Below are 15825 nucleotides of genomic sequence, written 5' to 3'. Positions count from 1 at the left end.
GAATGGTAGAGCAGCGCGTAACGGGCCCGTATCAAGAACCGTCTGCAAAGGAGGAAAATTCCTGGAGCGGCGCAGTGCCGGGCGGGGCACAATGCCAAAACCCCTGAACGTGCTGACAAACAACAAAAAAAAGCCACCGAATTTCGGTGGCTTTTCAGACAGATGATAAAGGATCTAATTGTTAAATCAGCTCAGTTTTCACCCCCTGCTGCACCAGCAGTTCCGCGTCATCGCCGTGGCTGTACACCTCATACTCCACGCCCGCGACCGTCACCGTGCCTTGCTGATGCTGCCATTCGCTGATATCGCTGCCTTCCGGCAGAATATCTTTCAGCTGCACTACGTCGCCGGCATCACCGTTGACCATCAACTGAGTTTTACCGTCTTCGATAAACAGATCTTTCTCACCGTAATGCAGCAGCGCATCCAGATCGATTTTCAGCGTATTATCCCCGCTGCCGCGAATATCAAAGATCTCCACCGATTTAATCTCTGCCTGATGCTGAGATAAATCGAGCAGCTGATCTTTACCGGTTAACTGCAGGGTATCCACCTGGGTCTCACTGCCGGTGATGGCGTGGTCGGTTAATTCGTCAACACCGTCTAAAAAGTGGACGATGTTTTCGGGTTGGTCAGATAAAAATCGTTTGTCATCTGCAGTCACCACGACGGTATATATGTTGTCAATATAAACTCCCGGCACATATTCCTTAAGTTCAATATAATTGATGGGGTTTTTTGGATAATTAGGATCTAAATAGTCCAATGAACTAAAGGTGAATTTTTCTCCAGCTCTGACAGTTATTTCAACATAGTTATTACTGGATCCATCATAATGTGAAAAGGTTATATCTTCCTTGCTGCTATTCCAAATGTCAAAGCCTAATTCGGTAATGCCGCCGCTGCCTTCAGGAACACCAGGTTGTTGAGAGGAATAAAAATAAATCTTTCCAGGCTTTGTAAATACAAATGATTTATCCCCCCAACCTTCTGGAGCACCATCAGGTCTAGTAACGATGTTTCCTGAGCTTTCAAATTTATTTTTATGTAAATAATAAAACTCTATAAATGTTTTATTACCTTCCATAAGTTCAACTACCCTAACTGGGGCTGGGCCTAATTGTTTATTTTCAAAATCATAAATTCCGACCCCCCCCAAATACTCTTTCGTTATATTCAACTCGAATATATCTCCCCAGCGTTCTGAACCAGCATTTTTGACTTGAAAATCCCAGTCCCCTTTCGCCAGACCCTTATCCGGCGTCCAGCTCCATTTCCCATCAGCATCCGCCTTAACGCTGTAAGTTGTCTCACCCGACGAATGCTGCGCACGGATCATCACCACGCTGTCGGCCGGCGCGGTGCCGCGCAGGGTTGGCGTGTTGTCATCGGTGGTGTCGCCGCTGGCGAGGCTGCCGGTCTCGGCACCAAAATCATCAAACGCGTCGGTAATGGTCGGCGCCGGGTTGTTGTACTCCAGCACAAACTTGCCACTCCAGTCGCTCTCAGCGCCGTCGAGTCTGGCCATCGCCCGGAACTCCCAGGTGGTGTTATGGCTCAGCGCTGGCGAGGTCCACTCCCAGCTGCCGTCGGCTTTCACCACGGTGCTGCCGGCGTTTTCCCAGGCGCCGTCCCACGTGCCGCTCTGGAAGTAAATCACGCTCCCGGCCACGCCGCGCCCGCGCAGGGTCGGCGTGCTGTCGTCGGTGGTGTCACCGCTCTTCAGGCTGCCGGTTACCGCGCCAAAATCGTCCCAGGCGCTGTCAATGGTCGGTTTCAGGTCCAGCGCCGGATCGACGATCAGCGTGAAGCTGCTCCAGCCGCTCTGGCCGGCCTTCTGTACTTCAAAGGTCCAGCTGCCTTTGGCGAGCGCGGACGGGGTCCACGTCCACTTGCCTGCACTGTCCACGTTCACGGTGGTGGAGGCGTAGCTGCCGCCGTCCAGCTTATAGCGCAGCGTGATGGTGCTGTTCGCCGGGCCGCTGCCGCGCAGGGTTGGCGTGGCGTCGTCGGTGCTGCTGCCGCTGCTCAGGCTGCCGGTGACCGGGCCCGCGTCATCCCAGGCGCTGTCGATGGTCGGGTAGCGGTCGGCGCTGGAGTCAATGTTCAGCTCATAGCTGCTCCACTCGTACTGACCCTCTTTTTTCACCTCAAAGGTCCAGTTGCCGTCGGTAAGCTCCGGCGCGGTCCACGTCCAGTTGCCGCTGGCGTCCACTTTGATGGTGCCATCAAACATAGTGGCCAGGCGGAAGTAGCGCAGCATGAGGGTGCTGTTCGCCGGGCCGGTGCCGCGCAGGGTTGGCGTGCTGTCGTCGGTGGTGCCGCCGTTGCTGATGAGGCCGGTGGTGGGGCCCACGTCATCCCAGGCGCTGTCGATGGTCGGTTTACGGTCCACGGTCGGATCGATGGTCAGCGTGAAGCTGCTCCAGCCGCTCTGGCCGGGCTTCTGCACCTCAAAGGTCCACTTGCCGCTGGCCAGCGCGGACGGCGTCCAGGTCCAGTTGCCGGCCGCATCCACGTTCACGGTGGTGGAGGCGTAGCCGCCGCTGCCGAGCTTGTAGCGCAGCGAAATCACGCTGTTTGCCGGTCCGCTGCCGTTCAGGGTTGGGGTGGCGTCGTCGGTGATGCCGCCGTTAGCGATAATGCCCTTAACGGTTCCAAAATCATCGTAGGCGCCGTTAATGGTCGCGTTACGGTCCAGCGTGGGATCGACGGTGAGCGTAAAGCTGCTCCAGCCGCTCTGGCCGGCCTTCTGCACCTCGAAGGTCCAGCTGCCTTTCGCCAGCGCGGACGGCGTCCACGTCCACTTGCCTGCACTGTCCACGTTCACCGTGGTGGAGGCGTAGCTGCCGCCGTCCAGCTTATAGCGCAGCGTAATGCTGCTGTTCGCCGGGCCGCTGCCGCGCAGGGTTGGCGTGCTGTCGTCGGTGCTGCTGCCGCTGCTCAGGCTGCCGGTCACCGGGCCGAAGTCGTCCAGTGCGCTGTCGATGGTGGCGTTGCGGTCGGCGTCCGGGTTGATGGTCAGCGTGAAGCTGTCGTTCCAGCCGGACTGGCCCTGCGACTTCACGTCAAACGTCCACTGACCGGTGGCCAGGTCGTTGCCCGGCGTCCAGCGCCAGTGGCCGGTGCTGTCGGCGTTAACCGTGACGGAAGCGGCCGCGCCGCCCGCCAGCGTGTAGCGAATCAACACCTGGCTGTTGGCCTCCGCGCGGCCCTGGAAGGTCGGCGTGGCGTCATCGGTCATCGCGCCGTTTGCCAGCGGGCCGGTGACGGGGCCGAAGTCGTCCGTCACGGACTCAATGCGGGTGCGCTGGGCGATGCCGGCGGTGCCGGCGATTTCCAGCTCAAACAGCACCGAGGCGACCTCGCCGGTGCTGGCCTGGAACTCATAGCGGCCGTCGGGCAGGTTGCTGCCCGGCGTCCAGCTCCAGGTCTCGCCGCTGACGGTGGCGGTGGCGCTGCCGGCCCAGGTCGGGCTGCCGGCGAGGCGGTAATAGACGATAACGGTGCTGCCGGCGGAGACTTCGCCGCGCAGGGTCGGGGTGGCGTCGTCGGTGAGCGCGCCGTGGCCGAGCGAGCCGGTGAAGCTGCCCGCGTCGTCAAGCGCGTCGGTGATGGTAACCTTGACGTCGTCGCCGGCAATCACGATGTCAAACGCCTGAGAAGGCGTGCCGGCGCGCAGCTTGCCGCCGAAGGTCTCTTCGGCCATCAGGCGCAGGCTGTTAACGCCGTCTTTCAGGTCCTGCGATGGCTCTATCACCCACTTGCCGGAGACCTTGTCCGCCACCGCGCTGCCGATTTTTTCATTTTTGTCGTTGAGCAGGTAAACGGTGCTGCCTTTCTGCGCGATGCCGGTCAGCGTCGGGCGTTTGTCGTCGGTGGCTTTGCCGGCGTCGAAGCTGCCGGTCACGGCGCCCTGGTCGTCGTAGAGGTTAATCAGGTCGGGCGCGGATGGCGGGGTGGTGTCGACAATCACGGTGCCGAGCGTTGGCGTGCTGCGGTTGCCGGCGGCGTCAAAGTGGCGGATGGAGAAGCTGTACTCGCCGTCGGCGTAGGGCGTCGGCGCCTCCCAGCGGTAAAAGCCCTTGTCGTCCACCGGGACGCGGAAGGTGTCGGTGCCAATCACCAGCTCGATAAAGCCGCCGGGCTCCAGCGCGGTTTTGTTGCCGAACACCAGTCTGCCGTCGGCGCTTTCGCGATAGAACACCGGGCTGCGGGCTAGTAAATCATTCATAGGTATTGTCCTTAATATGTTGTCAAAGGTGGTGCGGCGCGGTCAACGCGACATCGCACGGCGGCGGGAATGGTAGAGCAGCGCGTAACGGGCCCGTATCAAGAACCGTCTGCAAAGGAGGAAAATTCCTGGAGCGGCGCAGCGGCGGGCGGGGGCACAATGCCAAAACCCCTGAACGTGCTGACAAACAACAAAAAAAAGCCACCGAATTTCGGTGGCTTTTCAGACAAACCTGCAGCGAACTAACCGTTAAATCAGCTCGGTTTTCACCCCCTGCTGCACCAGCAGTTCCGCGTCATCGCCGTGGCTGTAAACCTCATACTCCACGCCCGCGACCGTCACCGTGCCCTGCTGATGCTGCCATTCGCTGATATCGCTGCCTTCCGGCAGAATATCTTTCAGCTGCACCACGTCGCCGGCATCACCGTTCACCATCAGCTGGGTTTTACCGTCTTCGATAAACAGATCTTTTTCGCCGTAATGCAGCAGCGCATCCAGATCGATTTTCAGCGTATTATCCCCGCTGCCGCGAATATCAAAGATCTCCACCGATTGAATCTCTGCTTTATGCTGAGATAAATCGAGCAGCTGATCTTTGCCGGTTAATTGCAGAGTATCAACCTGGGTTTCACTGCCGGTGATGGGGTGATCGGTTAATTGGTCGACGCCGTCGAGGAAGTGGACGATATTTTCATCGGAAATATCTAAAGTCTGAGTAGATTCAGGTCTAACAACATCTACATATAGGTTGTCAATGTAAACTCCTTGTAACCCAGAGTTAATTGATATGTCGAGAAGGCTAAGTTTATCCGCGTTATTAGCTTCTAAATAATCTTTGCAAGATATGTCGACTACTTCTCCAGCTTTAATGATCTTAGTAGTACTAACTGGCATGTAACCTCGATTATAGTACGGTTTTAATACGATTGTTATATCAAAATTATTAGAATTCCATATCTGAAAGCCTACATCTTTAAAAAACGGATTGCTGACATAATTTTTATTAACTAGATAAATTTCAATTGTATTTATATTTTTTAGTCTTAAGCATCGATCGTTAAAAGATTCGGGAACATCATTTGGTTTACTTACAACCTCACCTGGATTCGTGGCACCAAGGAAAATTAATGCGACATTAGTATCATCAAGATACTTTTGCATCCCACCCATAGGGCCTAGAACAGTAGTTTCAAAATCCAAGGTGTATCTTGAACTTGGATATTGATTTAAATTAAGTTCAAATTTGTCTCCCCAATTATCTGAGTCGCTTGTTTTAACCTGGAAATCCCAGCCACCCTTCGCCAACGCCTTATTCGGCGTCCAGCTCCACTTACCATAAGCATCCGCCTTCACGCTGTAAGTTTTCTCGCCCGATTCATGCTGTGCACGAATCATCACCATGCTATTCGCCGGTGCGGTGCCGCGCAGGGTTGGCGTGTTGTCATCGGTGGTGTCGCCACTGGCGAGGCTGCCGGTTTCGGCACCAAAATCATCAAAAGCATCAGTAATGGCCGGTGCCGGTGTTTTGTACTCCAGCACAAACTTCCCGCTCCAGTCGCTCTCAGCGCCGTCGTGTCTGGCTAACGCGCGGAACTCCCAGGTGTTGCTTTGGCTCAGCGCCGGCGAGGTCCACTCCCAGCTGCCATCGGCTTTCACCACGGTGCTGCCCACGTCGTACCACGAGCCGTCCCACGTGCCGCTCTGGAAGTAAATCACGCTGCCGGCCATGCCGCGCCCGCGCAGGGTCGGCGTGCTGTCGTCGGTGGTATCGCCGCTCTTCAGGCTGCCGGTGACCGCGCCGACGTCGTCCCAGGCGCCGTCGATGGTCGGCTTCAGGTCCAGCGCCGGATCGATGGTGAGCGTGAAGCTGCTCCAGCCGCTCTGTCCGGCCTTCTGCACCTCGAAGGTCCAGTTTCCCTTCGCCAGCGCGGACGGCGTCCACGTCCACTTGCCTGCATTGTCCACGTTCACCGTGGTGGAGGCGTAGCTGCCGCCGTCCAGCTTATAGCGCAGCGTGATGGTGCTGTTCGCCGGGCCGCTGCCGCGCAGGGTTGGGGTAGTGTCGTCGGTGAGCGCGCCGTTGCCGAGTGACCCGGTGAAGCTGCCCGCGTCGTCAAGCGCATCGGTGATCGTAACCTTGACGTCGTCGCCGGCAATCACGATGTCAAACACCTCAGAAGGCGCGCCGGCGCGCAGCTTGCCGCCGAAGGTCTCTTCAGCCATCAGGCGCAGGCTGTTAACGCCGTCTTTCAGGTCCTGCGCCGGCTCCATCACCCATTGGCCGGTGACCTTGTCCGCCACCGCGCTGCCGATTTTTTCATTTTTGTCGTTGAGCAGGTAAACGGTGCTGCCTTTCTGCGCGATGCCGGTCAGCGTCGGGCGTTTGTCGTCGGTAGTTTGGCCGGCGTCAAAGCTGCCGGTCACTGCGCCCTGGTCGTCGTAGAGGTTAAACAGTTTGGGCGCGGCCGGCGCGGTGGTGTCGACAATCACGGTGCCGAGCGTCGGCGTGCTGCGGTTGCCGGCGGCGTCAAAGTGGCGGATGGAGAAGCTGTACTCGCCGTCGGCGTAGGGCGTCGGCGCCTCCCAGCGGTAAAAGCCTTTGTCGTCCACCGGGACGCGGAAGGTGTCGGTGCCAATCACCAGCTCGATAAAGCCGCCGGGCTCGAGCGCGGTTTTGTTACCGAACACCAGTCTGCCGTCGGCGCTTTCGCGATAGAACACCGGGCTGCGGGCTAGTAAATCATTCATAGGTATCGTCCATAATTGTGTTGTCAAAGGAGGTGCGGCGCGGTTTACACGACATCGCACGGCGGCGGGAATGGTAGAGCAGCGCGTAACGGGCCCGTATCAAGAACCGTCTGCAAAGGAGGAAAATTCCTGGCGCGGCGCAGTGCCGCGCGGGGCGCGGTGCGGCCGTAAGCATGCGCGATGAATCGCGCCGCAACGGAAGGTACGGTGATTTCCTACGGCGCTTAACTGATCGGCATTAAACCCTACTCACGCGCACTTAATTTAACGCCGCCCAAAAACAAAAAAGCCATGCAGCAAAGGCGGCATGGCTTGGTTAGTACGGCTCTCACTTAATGCCGATTAAACGGCGTGTTGCACCAGTAATTCTGTCTCATCTGTGTAGTGGTAAACATCATATTGAACACCCGCCACGGTGAGGGTGCCTTGCTGCTGTTGCCAGCCGTCAATATCGTTGCCGGATAAAATATCCTCCAGCTTCACCACGTTACTGGCGTCGTTGTCCAGCATGTACTGCGTTTTACCGTTATCAATCAAAACGTCACTATCAACAACCGATAACAGGTCGCCAAAACTCAGTGACGTAAACCCGTTGCTGAACGCGTCATCACTGCTTGCCGTATCAGCCGAGGTATCAATGGTGATCGCGAAGCTCTGGCTCCAGCTCGGTGCGTCCTCCACCTGCACCTGGAATGTCCAATAGCCGTCTTTCAGATTCTGCCAGGGCGTCCAGCTCCAGTTGCCCTCGTTGTCGGTGAAGGTGCTGTTGGTGCGCACCTTGCCGCCATCGGTATACAGAATATCGATCAGCGTATTCGCCGGACCGGTGCCGTGCAGGGTTGGCAGCGCGTCGTCGGTGATGCTGCCGCTGAAGCGGTCGCCCTGATCGCTGCCGACGTTATCGGTGATATGGGTGATCTCGGCATCGCGCAGCGCGATACGGCCTTCCGGCGTATCAATGGTGATCGCGAAGCTCTGGCTCCAGCTCGGTGCGCCTTCAACCTGCACCTGGAACGTCCAGTAGCCGTCATTTAGATTCTGCCAGGGCGTCCAGCTCCAGTTGCCCTCGTTGTCGGTGAAGGTGCTGTTAGTGCGCACCCTGCCGCCATCGGTATACAGGATATCAATCAGCGTGTTAGCCGGTCCGGTGCCGTGCAGGGTCGGCATCGCATCATCGGTAATGCTGCCGCTGAAACGTTCGCCTTGCTCGCTGCCCACGTTATCGTAGATGTGGGTGATCAGCGCGTCCGGTGCCGCCGGGGTGTCGATGACCAGCGTGAACGCATTGCTCCACGTCTCCTGGCCGTCGGCCTGGACGGTAAACGTCCAGGTACCGTCGGCCAAATCGGCGCGTGGCGTCCAGCTCCAGTTACCGTCAGCGTCGGTGGTGATGCCGTTGTAGCGGGTTACGCTGCCGTTGGTGAACATAATGTCCATGTAAGTGTTCGCTGGGCCGGTGCCGCGCAGAGTCGGGGCGGCATCGTCGGTGCGGTTGCCGCTGGCGCGCATGCCTTGCTCTTGTCCAACGTCATCCCAGGCATAGCGAATAACCGGGGTGACGGCTTTTACGCCGTAAGCGTAGGACGAAGGCTGGTGCGCGTAGCTTACCGGTGTGTCACTGACGAGGCTTTCAGGGAAACTGCTCAGGGATTTGGTAGCGGTTTGCTCAATCACATAAGTTGAATTATCGAGCGCGATATAGGCGGTTGAACCGTTTTCACGCGACGCGCGGTCGGTGTCGAGGGTGTAATCCGGATAGCGTGGTTTCATCTGTGGTTCCTTAACAGAGTAAAAGAAGGGATCGACGCCTGCTTAGCAGGCGCACAGACGAGAGAGTGGGTTAAACGCGTTAATCAGGGTACGAGAATGGTCCCGATGCGCATGTGGCTTTTCAATGCGTTAGCGAGAAAAGCGCGGCAGTCGGCGGCCGCCGCGCGGGGGCGTTAAGGGCGGGAAGCGGGCGGCAACATGGTTAAAATGTCATCCAGCGGCACCGCGTGGCTAAATAAATAGCCTTGCAGCTGATTACAGCCTGCATCGGCCAGCGCGTTTTTCTGGCCTTCGGTTTCCACGCCTTCGGCGGTCACCGTTAAGCCCATCGCGTGACCCAGCCGCACCACCGATTCCACAATCGCGGTAGAGTTCTGCGCCACGCCCAGCGACTGAGTAAACGAACGATCAATCTTGATTTTGTCCACCGGGAAGCTGCTGAGGTAATTAAGGCTTGAATAGCCGGTACCGAAATCATCCAGCGCAATCCGGAAGCCGGCTTCGCGCAGCGCAATGATGCTGTTGCGCGCCTCGTGTTCATCTTCGATCAGCACGCCTTCGGTGATCTCCAGCTCCATGCGCTGCGGATCGGCACCTTCTTCCTGCACGATATGGATGATGCGCTCAACAAAATTCACCGCGCGGAACTGCACTGGCGAGACGTTCACCGCCACCACAATATCCGGCAGCTTGAGCGACGTTTTACAGGCTTCGCGCACCACCCATTCGCCGAGCGGGATGATCATGCCGGTCTCTTCGGCGATGGCGATGAAATCACCCGGTGAAACGTCGCCGCGCATGGCGTGATGCCAGCGCAGCAGCGCCTCCAGGCCCACCACCTGCTGGCCGCTAATATCCATTAGCGGCTGATACCACACCGCTAACCCGTCAAACTTCACCAGCGCCTGACGCAAATCCGCCGCCATCTGCTGACGGGTGCGCAGCGATTCATCCATCACTTTTTCGAACTGGCGATACTGGCCGCGTCCGTGGTTTTTGGCATCATAAAGCGCGATATCCGCTTTGCGCATCAGCTCCAGCCGATCAATGCCGTCTTTTGGCGCCAGCGCCAGACCGATGCTGACGCCCACCCACAGCTCGCTGCCCACCAGCTGATACGGCTCGCTCAGGCGGCTGATAATGCGTTTCGCCAACGATTGCACCTGACCAATATTCTCCACCTCCGGCATCACGATGATGAACTCGTCGCCGCCGATGCGGCCCACGGTGTCGCTGGTGCGCACAATCTCATTGAGGCGGCGCGCCACCTCAATAATCAACTCATCGCCGGCGTGATGGCCGTAGGTATCATTGATATTTTTGAAGCGATCAAGATCCAGCAGCAGCAGCGCCACGCGCTGATCGTGGCGTCCGGCCAGAGCCAGCGCCTGGGTTAAGCGATCTTCCACCAGGGAACGATTGGGCAAACCGGTTAACACATCATGAAAGGCCAGATGCTGCGCCTGCGCTTCACTGGCACCGAGTTTCAGCAGCGACTGCGACAGCTTGAGTGACGAGGTCCAGATGCGGCGCACCATCACCAAACACAGCACGGTAATCAGGATCACCGACAGCAAGGTAGACGGGCCGAGGGTGCGTAACATCTGAGCGCCGGGCTTATCGGGATTCCAGCTGAGATAACCGACCGGTTCGCCCTGTTGTGAATTCAGCAGATAGCGCGCTTTGGTTTTCCCCGCTGGCTCGCTGTCGCTGAAATGCAACTGACGCAGCTGGCTGCGATCGGCGAGGTTGCGCAGATAGCCATCATCGAGAAACTTAATGCTCACCAGACGATAGCGCCCGGCCTGTTTAGTACTGCTGATATCGCCCACCGCCAGCGCGGCGGCGCGTTGACCGATGCGCACGAAATCGGCGTGATCGGTGGGGCCCGCCACCACATCGCTGTTTTGCACCAGCGGACTGTTCAGCATGTCCTGCAGATAAGGGCCGATGCGCTTGTCCGGCACCGGCTGGCCGTTGCGCCACACGTTGATCAGCTGGTTGTCGCGGTCCAGCAGCACCACCAACTGGTGATCAAACATGTCATAGAGCCAGCCGCCGACATTTTGCGTCAGCCAGCGTTGATCGGGATGTGACGACGCCAGCTGATCGGCCAGCGGTGACCAGCGCGTCAGGCTGCGCAGCTGGCGCAGATGTTCCGTCAGGCTCTGGGTAAACGAAGCCTGGATCATGCGCTGTTGCTGATCGCGCGCTTCGTTATTGCTTAACGCTGTGCCCCAGAACAGACCCACGCCCGCGCCGACAAAGGTAAGAAGCAAAATTGCCAGCAGCGGCAAAATAACTTCACGCACAAAGTTGCGGCGAAAACCATCCGATAGTTTTATTGCGTTAATCATTTTAAAAGTTGGCCTGACAAGAAGGGTTCATCCTTTAACCTAGCAGAACATCCGCAGGCTGTATTCTGTAGGGGAGGTGAAAGCGTGATGTAAATTAGCGTTAATTTTTTGAATGCTGTCACAAACAGAACAGTTAAAAATAATTTATTAAAAATGCCGTCCGTTTCGCTGCAATTCTGCTGCCCTAAAACAAATTCATCCGCCCGTCATTGAGCCGTCACGGCGCTGTCATCTGACATGCGCAATGTAATCGCCATCCCGCAGCAAGCCCGCTGCGTTCCTCAACCAATGCGAATGAGGTATTGAGCGTGATGGAGATATCCAGACATCCGACCACTGTTTATCAGGCCGTTGCCGCCCAGCTGGAGCAGGCGCTGCAGGAGCGCTATCGCTGCGGTGATTATCTGCCTTCTGAACAGCAGCTGGCCGATCACTACGCAGTGAATCGTCACACCTTGCGGCGCGCGGTGGATGAGCTGGTCAACAAAGGCCTGCTGCAACGGCGTCACGGCGTGGGCATTTTGGTGCTGATGCGGCCGTACGATTATCCGCTGCATGCGCAGGCGCGCTTCAGCCAGAACCTGATGGAGCAGGGCAGCCATCCCACCAGCGAGCGTCTGCTGGCGGTGTTGCGTCCGGCGAGCAGCGATGTGGCGAGCGCGCTGGGCGTCAACGAAGGCGACAACGTTATCCACTTGCGCACGCTGCGCCGCGTCAATGGCGTGGCGGTGTGCGTCATTAACCACTTCCTGGCGCAACTCAGTTGGTGGCCGGCGCTGCAACAGTTCCACAGCGGTTCACTGCACGACTTTATGCAGCAACAGCTTGGCCTGAGCCTGACGCGCAGCCAAACCCGTATCAGCACCCGTCGCGCACAAGCCAAAGAGTGCAAGCAGCTGGAGATTGCGCTGCAGTCGCCGCTGCTGTGTGTGCGCACCCTGAATAAACACAGCGACGGTCAGGTAGCGGAATACTCCGTCAGTCTGACGCGTGGCGACATGATTGAACTGACTCTGGAGCACGAATGACACAGCAAACCGCCCGCCAGCATTGGCTCTCGGTGCTGGCGCACAGTGAAGCCAGCCAGCTTGAAGCGCACTGGCAGCCGTTACATATCAATACTGATTTTGAACGCATCCGTCCGGCAGAAACCGGCTTAACCCGCCTGCAGGCGCGCATGGGCGGCCGCGGTAAGCGCTTCGTGATGGGCGATGCCACGGTGACGCGTGCGGTGGTGAAGCTGCACGACGGTACGCTCGGCTTTAGCTACGTGCTGGGGCGCGACAAAGCGCACGCCGAACGCTGCGCGCTGATTGATGCGCTGCTGCAACAGCCGGAAACCCAGGCGCTGTTGCAGGAAAAATTGATTGCCCCGCTGGCGGCTCTGCGTGAAGAGCAGCGACAGCTGCGTGCGCGTGAAATCGCCAGCTCCAAAGTGGATTTCTTTACGCTGGTTCGCGGAGATAACTGATGACTTTACTGGCAAGTTTTACCCATCCGGTGGCCGATGCCCAACGTGCTTTTCGCCGCATCCTCAAAGCGATGAGCGAGCCGGGCGTGATGGTATCGCTGCCGCTGCAACAGGGCTGGGGCGATCTCTCGCCGGCGGCCACGGCGGTGCTGCTGACGCTGGTCGATCAGGAGAGCGCGCTGTGGCTGGATGGCCGTATCGATAATGACGTGGTGCGCAGCAACCTGCGTTTCCACACCGGCGTGCCGATTGTCGATGAACGCGATGCTCCTTTTGCGCTGACGCACGCGGCGGCCAATCCGGATCCGGCGCTGTTTGCTTCTGGCGACAACATGTCCCCGGAAAAAAGCACCACGCTGATTGTGGAAGTGCCGTCACTGAGCGGTGGCTTGACGCTGCGCCTGTCCGGTCCCGGCTTACGTGAGCCGCGCGCCGTTGCGCCGCAGCTGCCGGAGGCGATTCTGCACTATCTGCGTGAGCGCCCACATCCGTTCCCGCAAGGTGTGGATCTGATTTTCACCTGCGGTGAAGCGATGATGGCGCTACCACGCACCACCGACGTGGAGGTGTGCTGATGTACGTTGCGGTCAAAGGGGGCGAAAAGGCGATAGCCAGCGCCCATCAGCTGCAGGCCGATCTGCGTCGTGGCGATCGCGAGGTCGCCGAATTGGGCTGCGATCAGGTGGCGCAGCAGTTGGGTTTAGCGGTCGATCGCGTGATGACCGAAGGCGGCATCTACGATCCGCAGCTGGCGGCTTTAGCAATTAAACAGGCGAGCGGCGATCTGGTGGAAGCGATCTTCCTGCTACGCGCCTATCGCACCACGCTGCCACGTCTCGCCGATAGCCTGGCGCTGGCAACAGATGAGATGCGCCTCGAACGCCGTATCTCAGCAGTTTACAAGGATTTGCCGGGCGGCCAGGTGCTCGGCCCAACCTACGATTACAGCCATCGTCTGCTCGATTTCACCCTGCTGGCGAATGGCGAAACGCCTGCCGCGCCGCGTGACGATCAGGCGCTGCCACAACGCTGTCCGCACGTGTTCAGCATGATGACGGCGGAAGGATTGGCGGCACGCGAAGAGGATGACGGCTGCGAGCCGTGCGACATCACGCGTGAACCGCCAGGCTATCCGGCTACGCGCGCCGCACGGCTGCAACAGCTGGTGCGCGGCGACGAAGGTTTTCTGCTGGCGCTCGGCTACTCGACGCAGCGCGGCTACGGCCGCAACCATCCGTTCGCCGGTGAAATTCGTACCGGTTATCTCAGCGTGTCAATCTGCCCGGAAGAGTTGGGATTTGAGATTGAGATTGGCGAAATCCTGCTGACCGAATGCGAGATGGTGAACGGCTTCACCACCGAAACTGACAGCGCGCCGCACTTTACGCGCGGTTACGGCCTGGTGTTTGGCCGTTCCGAGCGTAAAGCGATGGCGATGGCGCTGGTGGATCGCGCGTTGCAGGCGCCGGAGTACCACGAACGCATTGCCGGTCCGGCGCAGGATGAGGAGTTTGTGCTGTCGCATGCCGACAACGTCGAAGCGGCGGGCTTTGTCTCGCATCTGAAACTGCCGCACTACGTCGATTTCCAGGCGGAGCTTGAGCTGCTGAAACAACTGCGCCAACCGCATCAGGAGCAGAACCATGAGTGAGTTAACCGGCTACAACAACGGTTATCTGGATGAGCAGACCAAACGCACCATCCGCCGCGCCATTCTGAAGGCAGTGGCGATTCCCGGTTATCAGGTGCCGTTCGCCGGACGCGAAATGCCGATGCCTTATGGTTGGGGCACCGGCGGCATTCAGATCACCGCCAGTATTATTGGCGATGCCGATGTGCTGAAAGTGATCGATCAGGGCGCGGATGACACCACCAACGCGGTATCTATTCGTCGCTTCTTCCAGCGCGTCAGCGGCGCGGCCACCACCGAAGCGACCCGTGATGCCACGCTGATCCAGACGCGCCACCGCATTCCGGAAACGCCGTTGGAAGAAGATCAAATCCTGATTTTCCAGGTGCCGATCCCCGAGCCGCTGCGCTTTATCGAGCCGCGCGAGACCGAAACCCGCACCATGCACGCGCTGGAGGAGTACGGCATCATGCAGGTGAAGCTGTATGAAGATATCGCCCGCTACGGCCATATCGCCACCACCTATGCCTATCCGGTGAAGGTCAACGATCGCTACGTGATGGATCCATCGCCGATCCCCAAATTCGACAACCCCAAAATGCACATGATGCCGGCGCTGCAGCTGTTTGGTGCCGGACGTGAGAAACGCATCTATGCGCTGCCGCCGTACACCAAAGTGGAAAGCCTCGACTTCGACGATCACCCGTTCAGCGTTCAGCAGTGGGAAGAACCCTGCGCGCTGTGCGGTTCGCGCCACAGCTACCTCGACGAGGTGGTGATGGATGACGCCGGTACGCGCATGTTTGTCTGCTCCGATACCGATTTTTGCCACCAGCAGCAGGAACAACAGCATGCACAGTGAACAGCCGCTGCTTGCGGTCAACCATCTCACCCACCTTTACGCGCCCGGCAAAGGGTTTGAAGAGGTGAGTTTTGAACTCTATCCTGGCGAAGTGTTAGGCATTGTTGGGGAATCCGGATCGGGTAAAACCACCTTGCTGCGCAGCCTGTCGGCACGCTTAGCGCCGCAGCAGGGCAACATTCTTTATCGCGCGCAGGATCTCTATCAACTGAGCGAGAGCGATCGCCGCCGCTTGCTGCGCACCGAATGGGGCGTGGTGCATCAGCATCCGCTGGATGGTTTGCGTCCGCAGGTCACGGCGGGCGGCAACATCGGCGAGCGGCTGATGGCGGTGGGCCAGCGGCATTACGGTGATATTCGTCAAGAGGCGATGCGCTGGCTGCAGGATGTGGAGATCCCCGCCAATCGCATCGATGATCTGCCCACCACCTTTTCCGGCGGCATGCAGCAGCGTTTACAGATTGCCCGCAACCTGGTGACGCAGCCGACGCTGGTATTTATGGATGAGCCAACCGGCGGGCTGGATGTGTCGGTGCAGGCGCGTCTGCTGGATCTGCTGCGCACGCTGGTACGTGAGCTGAATCTGGCGGTGGTGATTGTGACGCACGATCTCGGCGTGGCGCGGTTACTGGCGCATCGCCTGCTGGTGATGAAGCAGGGGCGCGTGGTGGAGAGCGGGTTGACCGACCGGGTGCTGGACGATCCACATCATCCGTATACGCAGCTGCTGGTTTCATCGGTGCTTAACTAATG

The 15825-nt window shown here is 58.5% G+C and carries 10 protein-coding genes; 6 read left to right on the top strand and 4 right to left on the bottom strand.

Going from position 1 to position 15825, the window contains the following annotated elements; genetic code table 11:
- Positions 1-181: 181 nt before the first annotated feature.
- From ACVLVH_RS06735 to ACVLVH_RS06720, 4 genes are all read right to left on the bottom strand, one after another.
- Positions 182-4234: an Ig-like domain-containing protein gene (locus tag ACVLVH_RS06735; protein WP_498949031.1), complete on the bottom strand. Its 4053-nt coding sequence runs from the start codon at positions 4232-4234 to the stop codon at positions 182-184.
- Between the two features lie 249 nt (positions 4235-4483).
- The gene (locus ACVLVH_RS06730) at positions 4484-6982 is read right to left on the bottom strand and encodes an Ig-like domain-containing protein (protein WP_498949029.1); all 2499 of its coding nucleotides are present in this window, start codon (positions 6980-6982) and stop codon (positions 4484-4486) included.
- Between the two features lie 342 nt (positions 6983-7324).
- Positions 7325-8752 carry an Ig-like domain-containing protein gene (locus tag ACVLVH_RS06725; RefSeq protein ID WP_280171836.1) on the bottom strand — a complete coding sequence of 476 codons (1428 nt, stop codon included), beginning with the start codon at positions 8750-8752 and terminating at the stop codon, positions 7325-7327.
- A 173-nt stretch (positions 8753-8925) separates the two neighbouring features.
- Positions 8926-11109, bottom strand: a complete 2184-nt coding sequence (locus ACVLVH_RS06720) for a bifunctional diguanylate cyclase/phosphodiesterase (protein ID WP_498949028.1) — start codon at positions 11107-11109, stop codon at positions 8926-8928.
- A gap of 311 nt (positions 11110-11420) precedes the next feature.
- Between ACVLVH_RS06720 and phnF the strand changes: the two genes are divergently transcribed.
- The 6 genes from phnF to phnK are packed head-to-tail and all read left to right on the top strand — an operon-like array spanning position 11421 to position 15823.
- Positions 11421-12137: a phosphonate metabolism transcriptional regulator PhnF gene (phnF, locus tag ACVLVH_RS06715; protein ID WP_192233472.1), complete on the top strand. Its 717-nt coding sequence runs from the start codon at positions 11421-11423 to the stop codon at positions 12135-12137.
- Positions 12134-12580: a phosphonate C-P lyase system protein PhnG gene (phnG, locus tag ACVLVH_RS06710; RefSeq protein ID WP_462061828.1), complete on the top strand. Its 447-nt coding sequence runs from the start codon at positions 12134-12136 to the stop codon at positions 12578-12580. Before phnF ends, phnG begins: the two co-directional genes overlap by 4 nt.
- Positions 12580-13155: a phosphonate C-P lyase system protein PhnH gene (phnH, locus tag ACVLVH_RS06705; RefSeq protein ID WP_110868344.1), complete on the top strand. Its 576-nt coding sequence runs from the start codon at positions 12580-12582 to the stop codon at positions 13153-13155. Before phnG ends, phnH begins: the two co-directional genes overlap by 1 nt.
- Positions 13155-14231 (top strand): carbon-phosphorus lyase complex subunit, encoded by a 1077-nt coding sequence (locus ACVLVH_RS06700; protein WP_498949026.1) that lies wholly within the window; start codon positions 13155-13157, stop codon positions 14229-14231. Before phnH ends, ACVLVH_RS06700 begins: the two co-directional genes overlap by 1 nt.
- On the top strand, positions 14224-15072 hold the full coding sequence (locus ACVLVH_RS06695; RefSeq protein WP_008105508.1) for an alpha-D-ribose 1-methylphosphonate 5-phosphate C-P-lyase PhnJ: 849 nt from the start codon (positions 14224-14226) through the stop codon (positions 15070-15072). Before ACVLVH_RS06700 ends, ACVLVH_RS06695 begins: the two co-directional genes overlap by 8 nt.
- Positions 15062-15823: a phosphonate C-P lyase system protein PhnK gene (phnK, locus tag ACVLVH_RS06690; protein ID WP_101762819.1), complete on the top strand. Its 762-nt coding sequence runs from the start codon at positions 15062-15064 to the stop codon at positions 15821-15823. Before ACVLVH_RS06695 ends, phnK begins: the two co-directional genes overlap by 11 nt.
- Positions 15824-15825: the final 2 nt, after the last annotated feature.

The sequence above is a fragment of the Kluyvera sp. 1366 genome (genome assembly GCF_054823405.1).
The sequence above is the reverse complement of the archived record's forward strand: the minus strand, read 5'-3'. Positions and strand labels throughout refer to the sequence as shown.

What these genes read in the sequence shown, in the direction of transcription:
- ACVLVH_RS06700 (WP_498949026.1), top strand. Translation starts at nt 13,155, where the DNA reads ATGTACGTTGCGGTCAAAGGGGGCGAAAAGGCGATAGCCAGCGCCCAT.
- phnF (WP_192233472.1), top strand. Translation starts at nt 11,421, where the DNA reads ATGGAGATATCCAGACATCCGACCACTGTTTATCAGGCCGTTGCCGCC.
- ACVLVH_RS06735 (WP_498949031.1), bottom strand. Translation starts at nt 4,234, where the DNA reads ATGAATGATTTACTAGCCCGCAGCCCGGTGTTCTATCGCGAAAGCGCC.
- ACVLVH_RS06695 (WP_008105508.1), top strand. Translation starts at nt 14,224, where the DNA reads ATGAGTGAGTTAACCGGCTACAACAACGGTTATCTGGATGAGCAGACC.
- phnK (WP_101762819.1), top strand. Translation starts at nt 15,062, where the DNA reads ATGCACAGTGAACAGCCGCTGCTTGCGGTCAACCATCTCACCCACCTT.
- ACVLVH_RS06730 (WP_498949029.1), bottom strand. Translation starts at nt 6,982, where the DNA reads ATGAATGATTTACTAGCCCGCAGCCCGGTGTTCTATCGCGAAAGCGCC.
- phnG (WP_462061828.1), top strand. Translation starts at nt 12,134, where the DNA reads ATGACACAGCAAACCGCCCGCCAGCATTGGCTCTCGGTGCTGGCGCAC.
- phnH (WP_110868344.1), top strand. Translation starts at nt 12,580, where the DNA reads ATGACTTTACTGGCAAGTTTTACCCATCCGGTGGCCGATGCCCAACGT.
- ACVLVH_RS06725 (WP_280171836.1), bottom strand. Translation starts at nt 8,752, where the DNA reads ATGAAACCACGCTATCCGGATTACACCCTCGACACCGACCGCGCGTCG.
- ACVLVH_RS06720 (WP_498949028.1), bottom strand. Translation starts at nt 11,109, where the DNA reads ATGATTAACGCAATAAAACTATCGGATGGTTTTCGCCGCAACTTTGTG.